The 12614-nt window shown below is 53.9% G+C and carries 12 protein-coding genes and 1 other RNA gene; 11 read left to right on the top strand and 2 right to left on the bottom strand.

The window, feature by feature from the left end; all coding sequences use genetic code 11:
- Positions 1-2 precede the first annotated feature (2 nt).
- On the top strand, positions 3-743 hold the full coding sequence (locus JRI89_06305) for a hypothetical protein (GenBank protein MBW2070852.1): 741 nt from the start codon (positions 3-5) through the stop codon (positions 741-743).
- Positions 744-841: 98 nt separating this feature from the next.
- Positions 842-1102: signal recognition particle sRNA large type (ffs, locus tag JRI89_06300), an RNA gene on the top strand.
- 132 nt (positions 1103-1234) lie between these two features.
- Here the strand turns inward: ffs and mazG are convergent.
- Positions 1235-1987, bottom strand: a complete 753-nt coding sequence (gene mazG, locus JRI89_06295; protein MBW2070851.1) for a nucleoside triphosphate pyrophosphohydrolase — start codon at positions 1985-1987, stop codon at positions 1235-1237.
- 59 nt (positions 1988-2046) lie between these two features.
- Positions 2047-2619 (bottom strand): CvpA family protein, encoded by a 573-nt coding sequence (locus tag JRI89_06290; protein MBW2070850.1) that lies wholly within the window; start codon positions 2617-2619, stop codon positions 2047-2049.
- A gap of 345 nt (positions 2620-2964) precedes the next feature.
- Between JRI89_06290 and JRI89_06285 the strand changes: the two genes are divergently transcribed.
- The 9 genes from JRI89_06285 (at position 2965) to JRI89_06245 (ending at position 12516) form a co-directional block, all read left to right on the top strand.
- Positions 2965-3396, top strand: coding sequence for a YjbQ family protein (locus tag JRI89_06285; protein ID MBW2070849.1), 432 nt, complete (start codon positions 2965-2967; stop codon positions 3394-3396).
- A gap of 39 nt (positions 3397-3435) precedes the next feature.
- Complete coding sequence (locus JRI89_06280; GenBank protein ID MBW2070848.1) at positions 3436-4401, top strand: PhoH family protein; 966 nt, start codon at positions 3436-3438, stop codon at positions 4399-4401.
- Positions 4398-6890 carry an HDIG domain-containing protein gene (locus tag JRI89_06275; protein ID MBW2070847.1) on the top strand — a complete coding sequence of 831 codons (2493 nt, stop codon included), beginning with the start codon at positions 4398-4400 and terminating at the stop codon, positions 6888-6890. The genes JRI89_06280 and JRI89_06275 overlap by 4 nt, the downstream gene beginning before the upstream one ends.
- Entirely contained in the window at positions 6790-7233 is a 444-nt protein-coding gene (gene ybeY, locus JRI89_06270) for an rRNA maturation RNase YbeY (protein ID MBW2070846.1), read from the top strand. Before JRI89_06275 ends, ybeY begins: the two co-directional genes overlap by 101 nt.
- A 99-nt stretch (positions 7234-7332) precedes the next feature.
- The gene (locus JRI89_06265; GenBank protein MBW2070845.1) at positions 7333-8076 is read left to right on the top strand and encodes a pyridoxine 5'-phosphate synthase; all 744 of its coding nucleotides are present in this window, start codon (positions 7333-7335) and stop codon (positions 8074-8076) included.
- Positions 8073-8450, top strand: a complete 378-nt coding sequence (locus JRI89_06260; GenBank protein MBW2070844.1) for a holo-ACP synthase — start codon at positions 8073-8075, stop codon at positions 8448-8450. The genes JRI89_06265 and JRI89_06260 overlap by 4 nt, the downstream gene beginning before the upstream one ends.
- 6 nt (positions 8451-8456) lie before the next feature.
- Positions 8457-10016, top strand: a complete 1560-nt coding sequence (locus JRI89_06255) for an NAD(P)H-hydrate dehydratase (protein ID MBW2070843.1) — start codon at positions 8457-8459, stop codon at positions 10014-10016.
- Between the two features lie 128 nt (positions 10017-10144).
- On the top strand, positions 10145-10624 hold the full coding sequence (gene tsaE / locus JRI89_06250; protein MBW2070842.1) for a tRNA (adenosine(37)-N6)-threonylcarbamoyltransferase complex ATPase subunit type 1 TsaE: 480 nt from the start codon (positions 10145-10147) through the stop codon (positions 10622-10624).
- Between the two features lie 650 nt (positions 10625-11274).
- Entirely contained in the window at positions 11275-12516 is a 1242-nt protein-coding gene (locus JRI89_06245; protein ID MBW2070841.1) for an aspartate kinase, read from the top strand.
- Positions 12517-12614: the final 98 nt, after the last annotated feature.

Below are 12614 nucleotides of genomic sequence, written 5' to 3'. Positions count from 1 at the left end.
AAATGGCTGCTACGGGACTCAGGGGCAAAGGGCTCTTGCTCGTAGGTACGGTGCATCGTGATCCAGACGGAGCAGGCAAGCTGCGCCGTCTGCTCGAGAAAGTGCGTCCTGCTGCCGTGACAGTGGAACTGAGTCCCTATGGTCTCTGGTACCGGCAAAGGTACGGTCGGCGCCAGGCTAGAATCGTGCAGGCAAGAGCAAAGAAGCTGGCAGAAGCTCTAGGGAAGTGTTGGCGCGCGTGGGGACAGATTCAGGCTATGCTGGTTCAAATCGAGGTGCCATTTGAATATGAGGCGGCAGAGAAATACGGCCACGACTATGGGGCGATCATCCAGTGCGTGGACTCCTCGGAATGGAGCAGAAGGTTGATCAGCTCACAGTGGCCGCAACTGTTCAGCAGCAGAAACATAGAGGCGTTGCTCGGTGAAGAGCCTGAGGATATGCCCTCGAAGGTGCGGCAGGAATACCATCTTGCTGGGAAATTGCTCAATGGGCAGGGAGGTCCGCTGTCATACTTCTATAGTAGAGGCTGCCAGGCTGACTCTACCTGGCAAGAGAGGGAAGCCCGCATGGCTGCTGCAGTGGAGCTGGTGTTCAGACAGTTGAACTCTGGCTGCTTACTGCATGTGGGAGGCTGGGAGCATCTGCTGCACCCTACAGCGGCTGATACACTTTATGAGCGCCTCCTCCACCTTGAGCCCAGAAGGGTGTTGTTGTCAACCGGGGAAGAGCTCCCTGCGTGATAGGGGCTCTGCAAGAACGCTCGCCAGCAAAGATGCTTTGAGATTCAGCTGAGTTTTGTGTTATGCTATGCACATCGACAAAATTGAGGATTCCTTGGCCGTGCTAGACGGGGAGCTAGCGGTGCCCTGTAACCCGAAAGCCGCTTATGCGGGGTTGAATCCCCTCCTGAGGGTCCATGCAATGTCGGAGTCTGGCAGTCCTTGGATCTGGTTGGACACTGCGCAACAGACGGATACGAACCCCGTCAGGTCCGGGAGGAAGCAGCGGTAAGTATTGCAGTCTGTGTCGCAGTTCTCTCTAATCATGGCTTCCAGGCTGTCAGTTCCGGCACTGGCAGAATTCGAGGGAGGGTGCACGGTCAAGGATCTTATTTTGTTTGCGGTTGTCGGTCACTGGTTATGCTGGACGGCTTAAGAGGATCGTTTCGTCCTGTGCCTTGCACCAAAGCCCGGTGCTTCTAATTAACTGTGCTTCTGTGAAGATCAGTAACCTACAAACTGTGCCAAAGATCTTTCTCTTCTTTTTCTGAAAAATCCTGCCAAGTTCTGCCGCTCTCCTGCAACTTGACTTCCAGTTGGCCAATCCGTTTCGAAAAGCCGCTGACCGTCTTGCTGAGTGCTTCTTCAGCCTTGATTTTTGCTTCCAGGTGTAATGCCACTGCCAGAAAGAGAGCCTTCCCTAATAGCTTTGCTGGGCTACTGCTCTCATGAGTGGTTGATGCTGTTATTGCTGCGACGGCCTCGGCCAGTTCCTGCGCAAGAAGCTCCCTGCCGAGGGGCCGGTGGAGTGCCCTGCGGAATTTAGCCAGCACTCGGTGGGTCCGCATCAATGCAGGCAAAGTGCGCGGCACAGCCTCCAGGGCAGAGGCCAGCGTTTTATCTGCTCGTTCTCGTTGTTTGATTTTTTCCCAATTTTCCCTTACTTCTTCGCTGGACTCCAGGCGTTGTTCACCGAACACGTGCGGATGTCTGCGAATCATCTTGTCCTTTGCTCCCTGCAGCACGTCGTCCAGGGAGAAACAGTGCTTTTCCATGTACAGATTAGCCAGAAAAACAGCCATGAAGAGCAGATCACCCAATTCTTCAGCCACCTGGGGAGGCGATTTGTTTTCCACGGCATCTGCCACCTCGTAGGCCTCTTCCAGGATGTAGTTTTTTATGCTTTCTGGCGTTTGTTGGCGGTCCCAGGGGCAGCCGTCAGCTGCTCGCAACCTCTGAACAATCTCCTGCAGTTTCTCAATCATGGGTTTAGAGCTCCAGGTGATGCGTGCTTAGGGTTCACGGCAGAGTGCAAGGCAAGCCGCTATTGGAAAGCTTTGCTCAATTTTTGGCGAGAGAGGTAACGATAAAGTGCAGTAGAGCGCTTCTGATAGAGGTGGCGTACCTCGGTGGGCGTGAGTCGTACCAGGTAATAGCCAATATATTGGATGCGGGGCACCAAATGTGAGGTGGTAAGGATCCGGGAGCGGGCCGGCAAAAATAGTGTGAGAACCGTTACCACTACCACCACAACGAGAACTCCTTTGACCAGTCCCATGGCAGTTCCAAGCAAGCGATCTGCCCAACCCATTAAAGCCGCCCGGGTAAATCGTCCCAGTAGGGACCCGAGGAGAACCACCAGAAGCCAGCTGGCAACAAAGAGCAGCGCATAGCTTATATAAGAACCATAGGGCAGGGCAGGCAGGTGGGCAGCCATTGCAACAGCAAATACTTTGTAATAACGGCCAGCAGCAAAAAAAGCAGCCAGAATTCCCAGAAGAGAGACAACCTGGCGAATCATGCCGAGCATAAATCCTCGGACTACAGAGATGGCGAGCAGGGAGAAAAGCAAGACGTCGAGAATGTTCAGGTTGGCAATAAAATGAGGCATCTGCATTGTGTATGTCCCGCACCTGCTGAATTGTCAGATCGGCAGTCAACGAAGGCGAAAAACTATTTCATTGCTTTGTGCTATGCTTGCTAAGCAATCAGCTAGCAGATTATTGCCGAGGCGTCAAGAGCAATAATGAGTTGCAGGGGCACCAGTTGGGTGAAGGGAGCAGATAAGGAAACCAAGTGTTGACGGCTGCCGGACTTGCAGCAAAAGCCTGTTTATGTTACAAGTCCAAGCTATTCTAGGGCAGTTGTCAACGGGCGCTCTAGCGAAAGAGATGAAGAAAAGGTCGCTGGCGGCAAACTTCTTATAGCTTGCCTCAGCACCTGGCGGCCAGGGAGTGATAAAATGCCCACCACAGTGTTGACGACAACGGCTGAACTGGAGACAACCGGCGGCACTGATATTGTGGATATCACTCGGATAGTTGCTGATCACCTTGCTGAAAGTAAGGTGCGGCATGGTGCTATGATTCTTTTTGTACCCGGGTCTACAGGGGCCCTCACAACTATCGAATATGAGAGCGGTGTGCTCCAGGACCTCAGGGATGCCATCGAACGGATGGCCCCTCGTGACATTGTCTATGCCCACGACCGGCGCTGGGGAGACGGCAACGGCTATTCGCACGTTCGAGCTGCGCTGTTGGGTCCTTCCCTTCATATTCCTGTGGTAGATGGCCGATTGTGTCTCGGTACCTGGCAACAGGTGGTTTTGCTGGATTTTGACAATCGTCCCAGACGTCGCCGCCTGATCTTGCAGGTTATTGGGGAAAGGGAGTAAGATTTGGCCGCAGCCGCCCAGGTAGGTTCGGAACAGTTGATGGAGACTGTGCTCCGGTTCGACGACAACAGCCTGCTTCTAAGTCTTTGCGGCAGTCGCAACGCTCATCTCAAGGCCGTTGAGGGAGCCCTGCAGGTAAAACTCAGCCTTCGGGGAAATACCATCACAGTGGTTGGGGACGAGGCCGGCGTCAAATTGGCTCGGCGGCTCCTGGAAGAACTTTACGGCCTCCTCCAGGAAGGCTACCCCCTGTATCCCAGCGATATTACTCACGCCATTCAGATTCTCAGCAGCAATTACCGGGCCAGTCTGCGCGATATCTTTCTGGACGCAGTTTACATCACAGCCAAGAGACGGCTTATTGCTCCCAAAAGTATCGCCCAGAAAGAGTACATTGACGCTATGCGCAACTATGACATTGTTTTTGGCATTGGCCCGGCAGGCACAGGCAAGACATATCTAGCTATGGCCATGGCAGTTTCCTGGCTCAATGCTGGGCAGGTAAATCGCATAATTCTGGTGCGGCCGGCGGTTGAAGCTGGGGAGAAACTGGGTTTTCTCCCAGGAGACCTAGTGGAAAAGGTGAACCCGTATCTGAGGCCCCTCTATGATGCACTGCATGACATGATAGATTTTGGTCAAACGTCCAAGTGGCTGGAACGGGGAGTAATTGAAGTTGCGCCGCTGGCCTTCATGCGGGGGCGAACTTTGAATGATTCTTTTGTCATACTCGATGAGGCGCAAAATACTACCTCGGAACAGATGAAAATGTTTCTCACCAGGTTAGGCATCAGTTCCAAGGCAGTAATAACCGGTGATATTACTCAGATTGATCTGCCTAATGGTGTTCGCTCGGGCCTGGTTGTGGCTAGAGAAATTCTGGTGGGTATCGAAGGGTTGAAATTCGTCTACTTCAGTGAAAGAGACGTGATCAGACACCGTCTCGTGCAGGACATTATCAAGGCATATGATAAAGCAGAAGAGGATAGCGGCGACAGAGCATGACAAGGCAGACCACGGAAATCTTGAAAAAGGTTCGCCGTCGTTCCAGTGAGGCGGCCAAAAAGCGAACCATACCTCTGGAAAGGGGCGGCAGCTCCGAGTCAGCAGCTGAAGCACGCTGGAAGAGGGCCTTGATTCTTATCGGGGTGAGCCTGGTGTTGGCCTTGCTGGTAACCCCCGGATACCTGGGACTGCCTGCCCGTTATGAACTTGGAGATGTGGTTGATCGAGACATCAAGGCGAGCAAGGACTTCCTGGTCACGGATGAAGCTGCTACAGCCAGGAAAAGGGAAGAGGCGGCAAGAAAATCGCTGGCTGTTTATGACCTCGATGAGGAGGCGGTGCAAAAGTTGAAAGAACGATTGGCGCCTGCCTTTGAAACAATGCGCACCATGATGCAGACTCCACTGGAAACAGCAGGCAATGAGCAAGATGGTGCCAGTGGCAATATAGAAGCCGAGTACAAATCTCCTTTGGAAGCTATACCGCAAGCGAAGAAGCAGTTCGAAGCCTTGCTCGGTATTTCGGTGTCCAGCAAGGATTTCGCCGCCTTGGTAAAGGCGCAGTTTGATGGCCGAGTGCAGCAGGAAGTGGTGCGGCTCGCTGAAGCTGTACTGTCCTCTGGCGTTGTCGGCAATAAATCGTTGGTGTTGAGTCAGGTCCAGAAGGGAATCCTGCTGCGGAGCGTTCAGACCGGCACCGAGTCTCATATAACGGACCCAACCAGGTTTCTAAGTCTCGAGGAGGCCAAGCAGCAGATTCGCTTGCGAGCAACAATGCTTCTCGACAACGAGCCTCGGGCTCTCAGAGACGCTGTCGTCCATCTCACTTTGAAAATGCTGCAGCCGAATATTACCTTCAATCGCAGTGAGACGGAACTGCGAAGACAGCAGGCGATCGAGGCAGTCAAGCCAGTACTTTTCCAGGTGAAAAAAGGGGAGATGATTGTTCGGGAGGGTCAGCGTCTCGGTGAAGAAGAGCTGCTGAAACTGAAAATGCAGGCTCAGGGAAAGGTGGAATGGGCTGCCATATTTACCACCATTGGGGTGGCCCTGCTGGGGTGTCTTATTATCTGGGTGAGCGTGTACGTGGGAGACAGGTACATCAGGCAATTCCCGCAAAAAAGTAAAGATTTGCTGTTTCTCGCTGTCATAGTCTGCCTTTTCCTGGGAATCGGCAAGATTTCCATGGGCGTGGCAGAGGCCTTGAGCAGTGCTTTCCCTCTGGTGTCACGAGAGGCGATATTCTATTTGCTCCCCCTGGCCTCAGGGGCAATGCTGGTGACGATTTTCTTCAATCCAGCCACTGGCATGCTCTTCGCCTTCGTGCAGTCATTGCTGGTAACACTGGTGCTCGAAAAGCAGTTGAGCCTGCTTTTTTTCTATCTCATTGGCTCCCTGGTCGCCATTCATGGGGTGGAACAATGCCGGGATCGGAGTACACCACTGAAGGCTGGCCTTACAGTCAGCCTGGCCAACGCTGTGGTGATCATCATTCTAACTATGGTGAACGAACAGATGTTCAGCGTTCGCACTGGGGTTGCCCTTGTTTTCGGTGTTACCGGAGGGTTATTGAGTGGGGTAACTACTACCGGTCTGTTACCTCTGGTGGAAATGATTTTCGGCTACACCACGGACGTCAGGCTCCTGGAGCTGGCAAGTATGGATCAGCCTCTGCTGCGCCAGCTGATGGTGCAGGCTCCGGGCTCCTATCACCACAGCTTGATCGTTGGCAACATGGTCGAGGCAGCGGCCAAATCTATTGGCGCCAACTCTCTGCTCGCCAGGGTGGCAGCCTATTACCACGACATTGGCAAGATCAACAAACCCGCCTATTTTGTTGAGAATCAGAGGGCTAACGAGAACAGACATGAACGGCTGGCGCCTTCAATGAGCAGCCTTATCCTGATTTCCCATGTGAAGGAAGGCGTAGAACTGGCCAAGAAACATCGGCTCGGACAGGCTATAGAGGATATCATTCAACAACATCACGGCACCAGCGTAATCTCATACTTTTATCAGAAGGCACTTGAACAGCACGACAAGACTAGAAATACCAGGTCAGCCGAGACATCTTCGGTGCTGGTGGAAGACTACCGCTACCCGGGACCAAAGCCGCAGACCAAGGAGGCTGGCCTGGTAATGTTGGCCGACGCAGTTGAGGCTGCCTCTCGCACCTTGGCAGAACCCACCACTGCGAGGCTTCAGGGGCTGGTGCAGAAAATCATCAACAAAATATTTTCAGACGGCCAGCTCGACGAGTGTGAATTGACTCTCAAGGACCTGCATCAGATTGCCAAGAATTTCAATCAAATTCTCTCCGGCATTTTTCACCAGCGGATCGAATACCCAGAGGCTGCCGCCAAAGGTGCTGAGGGGAAGGTGCGAAAAGATGGAGATCAGGGTAGTAGACCTGCAGCGAGAGATCAGAACGGATCTAGAGAAGATCAAGGCAAAAGCAAGGAAGATCTTAGACGTCTTGGCATGTCGTGAAGCAGAGCTCAGTATAGCCCTCGTTGACGATGAGAGGATGAGCTCTCTCAACTGGGAGTATCGCCGGCGAAAAGGAGCAACCAATGTCCTCTCTTTTGCCATGCGGGAAGGTGAGTTTGGCGATGTGTCTCCACAACTGTTGGGAGACGTGGTGATCTCTTTGCCCACAGCAGCGAGACAGGCGGTGGAGGCTGGTATTTCTCTGGATGCCATGCTGTCCCGGCTGTTGGTTCACGGGATTTTGCATCTTCTGGGTTTTGACCATGAGGGGGACGAGGATTCTGAGAGGCAGATGGCCGAAAAGACTAGAGAACTCCTGGAAAGGTTGGCAGCCATGGAGTGACAACCGCGGCAGAGGTGCAGACAATCCGCTACACACTCTACAGCGATACCAGCTTGGTGGTCCCGCAAATGGGGGGCTCCTGAAAAAGAGGAGGATGGTGTGGCCAAACTTGCAGTCAAGATAGATCATGTGGCGACTCTCAGACAGACGCGCCAGGCATCAGTGCCGGATCCAGTGGCTGCGGCGGTGCTGGCGGAGCTAGGCGGGGCACACGGCATTGTCATCCATCTGCGTGAAGACCGTCGCCATATCCAGGAGCGTGATTTGAACGTACTGCAACACACGGTGAAGAGCAGGCTCAACCTGCAGATGGCTCCCACCAAAGAGATGCTCAAGATTGCCCTCAGCGTCAAGCCAGATATGGTGACTTTCGTGCCGGAGCGCCGCGAAGAGATTACCACCGAGGGAGCTCTTGAGGTTCACCTCAACAAGGAAAAACTGAAAAAACCGATTCGGCTGTTAAGAGATGCAGACATTGCGGTTAGCGTCTTCATAAACCCGGACCTGGATCAGATACGGGCGGCACAATGGCTCGAGGCTGATTTCATAGAGGTGCACACCGGTCCTTTTTGTGCAGCCCGTACCCTGCGACAACGGCAAGAAGAGTACGACAAGATCTACAACACGGTTAAAGTGGCCCATAAAGTCGGCTTGGGCGTGAGTGCCGGCCATGGTCTAGACTACCACAACATTGGCTGGCTGGTAGATCTGGTAGAGATAGAGTCGTTCAATATTGGCTTTGCTATTATTGCCAGGGCTGTGCTGGTGGGGTTTGAGAGGGCAGTGCGCGATATGGTTGAGCTGATCGGTGGTGGAGGCGCATGGCCGCGGGCAGAGAGATGATGCGTGGATTGGGAATCGACATGGTTGATGTGGGCCGGATGGAAAGGGCTGTAGCCATGTGGGGGGAGCGCTTTCTGAAAAGGATTTTTACTGAGGCAGAAATAGAACTCTGTCTCAAGAGGCAGCGGCCAGCCTCATGTCTGGCCCTCCGTTTCGCGGCTAAAGAGGCATTTGCCAAGGCTCTCGGCATTGGGTTGCAGCAAGGACTCAGATGGCGAGATATCGAGGTAAGCAATGATGAACTCGGCAAGCCGGTGCTGCATCTATACGATCAGGCCCATAGATTGCTGAAAACCGTGGGTGCCAGGAAGGTGTGGCTCAGCCTTTCAGATGAGACCAATCTTGCCGTAGCTGTTGTGGTACTGGAGGAGTAGTATGTCATGAGGGTGGTGACTGCAGAAGAAATGACCGCTATGGATCGGGCTGCTATAGACACCCTCGGCATTCCTGGGGTTGTCCTCATGGAAAATGCCGGCAAAGGAGCGGCGGAAGTGCTGCAAAACCACTTTCCGCATCTCGAGGGCAAGCGGCTGCTGGTGGTTGCCGGGGGAGGGAACAATGGCGGCGACGGTTTTGTCATTGCCCGCCATCTATGGCAGCAGCGGTTGGACGTGGTGGTGTGCTGTCTGAAAGAGCCGGAGGCATACCGAGGAGACGCCAGGACAAATCTGACAATCATCCAGAGGCTTGGCGTACCAATCGAGGTGCGGACTCGCGCTGATGGGATCACTGCCCTGAGGCCGCTGGTGGAGTCTGCTGATCTGATTGTCGATGCAATTTTTGGCACTGGATTGAATGCACCCGTACGCGGCTACTACCGGGATGTAATTGAATTGATAAATGGGGCGGCAGCGGCAGTGCTTGCCGTGGATCTGCCTTCTGGCTTGCACGCCAGCACTGGCCTGCCTCTAGGAGTGTGTATCCGGGCAGATGTTACTGCCACCTTTGGTCTTGCCAAGGTGGGGCAGCTGATTACTCCAGGCTGCACATTTGTGGGAGATTTGCAGGTGGTAGACATCGGTCTGCCCAGGAGTGTGACCGAGGCTGCTCCTCCGCCAATGGTTGTGCTCGACGAAGCCGAAGTTGCATCGCTGGTGCAGCCAAGGCCCATGACATCACACAAAGGCTCGTTTGGACACGTGCTGGTGGTGGCAGGCTCGGTGGGCAAAAGCGGTGCTGCTGCCATGACGGGCCTGGGGGCGGCCCGTGCTGGTGCTGGTCTGGTAACTGTGGCTGTTCCAGCCTCCCTCAATCCAGTCCTGGAGGTCAAGCTTACCGAGGTGATGACCGAGCCGTTGCCGGAGACTCCTGCGCAGACCATCAGCGAGGCAGCCTGGGCCAGGCTGCAACAACTTTTGGCCAACAAACAGGCGCTGGCTCTGGGCCCCGGCCTTTCAATGCACGAGGAGACCAGAAGCCTCGTCTGCAAGCTAGTGGAGCAAGGTGGCTGCCCTCTGGTAGTTGATGCCGACGGAGTCAACAGTCTAGCAGGCCAATTGGCAGTGCTCGAAAGGGCTCAAGCCCCGCTGGTTCTTACTCCTCACCCTGGAGAAATGGGCCGACTCGTGGGTCTCGAGGCTGCGGCAGTACAGGAGCAGCGGCTCGAGCTCAGCAGATCCTTCAGCCGCAAGTACGGAGTGACCCTGGTGCTCAAGGGCGCCCGCACCATTGTTGCTCACAGGGACGGCAGGGTGGCAATAAACGTGAACGGCAACCCGGGACTCGCCAGCGGTGGCAGCGGTGACGTGCTTACTGGACTGATCGCCGGATTTCTGGCCCAGGGGTTGGCTGCCTTTGAAGCGGCGTGTCTTGGAGTGTTCTGCCACGGGGCAGCAGCTGACCAGGCAAAGGAGCATCTTGGCTGCCAGGGGATGATTGCCACTGATTTGCTGGAGCAGATTCCGAAGGTGTTGAGCAGGTTGGCTGAAATTGATGTTTGAGCAGAGGAGCTGTTTTGGGTGAACTTTGACTTTGTTGAGTTTCCCCAGCCTGGCAGATCTTGCCATTCCTCCCTTTTCCCCATACTAATGATCCAGGTGCTTGCTGATATAGTTGGTGCAAGGCGGCCATGTGGAAGACATGTACAGCCAGTCCAGAGGATACCCGGCGGCTTGCCGAGATTCTGGGAAGCTTGCTGCAGCCCGGGGACGTGATCGCCCTGTTCGGGGAACTCGGCAGCGGCAAGACTGTATTTGCCCAGGGATTGGCCAGAGGGCTGCAGGTGCCAGAGTCGTACTATATTACCAGTCCCACTTTCAGCATAGTCAATGAATATCCTGGAAGAATTCCCTTTTATCACATTGACCTCTACCGGGTTGCAGGCGATACAGAGGTTGAAGAGCTCGGCCTGGTGGAGATTCTTTACGGGCAGGGCGCAGTAGCCATTGAGTGGCCGGAGCGTATAACAAAGGAGCTGCCGGAGGAATACCTGGAAGTTCAGCTTTCCTTTGCAGATGAGAGCAGCCGCAACATCATCATTATTGCCCGAGGGCGGCGGGCGGAACAGAGGCTTCAGAAACTCCTGGCATTTGTCCACAAACACGGATGATCCAGGCATAGATTCGCTAGAGAGCTGCCCGGGAAAGCTCTTTCCTGGAGAAATGGTATCCTGCCGCCGTCAGTGAGCTGCGTGAACAAAGCAAGATTTTTTGGCGTGCCGCTCTGTAGCTGCCTGGATATGCAAGGCGAGTGTGGACTGATGCGGAGCTCGGCCCCATCAAGAGGGCGGATAAGACAATGATACTAATGCTGCACCGGAAAGATGGTTGATGGCAAAATGAAAGTGCACCTGATAACCAGTATCGTCAGGTAGGCGTGACAGGGGATTGGAGGCACGACAAGGAGTTGGTAGCCGCAGGCTTCAGCCTGCGTTGTCCTGTGTTGATATCTATTCCGGCGAGCAATTGCACCATGGCGCCATTGTAATGCTGGCCGCTGACTCACTCTTCAGGTTGGCCGCCAGCAATCGGCTAGTGAAAGGGGTGCACTTTCATTTTGCCATCAACCCTGCACCGAAAAGAGCAGTTCTTTTTTGATTGACAGTTTTAATACTCTAGGTCATGCTATATGTTTTATCAAACAGTGAACTCAGTTCACTCCAGGATGGACTGAAGAATAGAGGCGCTTGTCTCTGCAGGGATGTTTAGCCGGCATCCTTGAGCGCGACAATATGAGTAAAGTCGGGAGCTTGGTATCTCAGTGAGCCTGATTGTGCAAAAATATGGCGGCACTTCTGTGGCCAATATCGAACGGATCAAGGCGGTTGCCGAGCGGGTGATAAAGACGCGCCAGGCCGGTCACGATGTGGTGGTTATACTGTCAGCCATGGCCGGCCAGACAGACAAGCTCATCCAGATGGCCCACGAGCTTACGGATGAGCCTGATCCGAGAGAACTGGACGTGCTGCTCGCTACTGGTGAACAGGTGACCATTGCTCTTTTCAGTATCGCGGTGAAGTGCATGGGTTATGAAGCACAGTCACTGCTTGGTCATCAAGCCAGGATTTTTACGGATCACTCGTATGGTCGGGCTCGAATCAGCGAGATACGGACAGAGCCCATCTGGCACAATCTCTATAAAGACCGCATTCCTGTAATTGCCGGATTCCAGGGTCTTGACGAGAAGGGAAATATCACCACCCTGGGCCGAGGGGGCTCAGACACTACTGCTGTGGCAGTGGCAGCTGCTCTCAGTGCTGATGTCTGCGAAATTTATACCGACGTGGCTGGAGTGTATACCACAGACCCCAACCTGTGTGAGCGGGCCAGAAAGCTGCAGCGGATCTCCTACGAGGAAATGCTGGAGATGGCCAGCACAGGTGCCAAGATATTGCACATCCGCTCAGTAGAGTTCGCAATGAAGTACAATGTTCCCATCCACGTGCGCTCCTCTTTCGTGGACGAACAAGGCACCATGGTGGTGAAGGAGGACAAAAGCATGGAAAAGGTGTTGGTTTCTGGCGTCACCTATTCAGACAGCGACGCTCGGATCACCCTGGCAGGACTTCCTGATGTCCCAGGCGTGGCTGCGCGGATCTTTTCAGAAATCGCCAGGGAAGGTATTGTTGTGGATATGATAATTCAGGGGGGCACTGGAGAGACCGACAATGCCAGTCTCAGTTTTACGGTACCCCGTCCTGATCGGAACGCCGCCATCAAGATTCTCCAGGCCATGAAGGCAGACTGGCCCCATCTGGAAATCTCCAGTGACGAAAACATTGCCAAGGTCTCCGTTATAGGGGTAGGAATGCGACACCATGCCGGTGTGGCAGCCAAAATGTTTCAGGCCCTGGCAGCAGAGCATATCAACATACATATGATAAGCACCTCTGAGATCAAAGTTTCCTGCGTCATCGACGATCGTTACACAGCAAAGGCAGTGAGAGTCTTGCACGATGCCTTTGCTCTCGACAAACCTTTGCAGCACGAGATTCCCAAGTAATAAGTGACCTTGCTGCCAGCGAAATTAGTCAACAGTGGTTAAAAAAAGTGTTTTTCACCGTAATGGATGGAATGAGCAAACCATAACAGAATAGGATC

The sequence above is a fragment of the Deltaproteobacteria bacterium genome (genome assembly GCA_019309045.1).
Classification (GTDB): domain Bacteria; phylum Desulfobacterota; class Syntrophobacteria; order BM002; family BM002; genus JAFDGZ01.
This window is presented reverse-complemented; position numbering and strand designations above follow the sequence as displayed.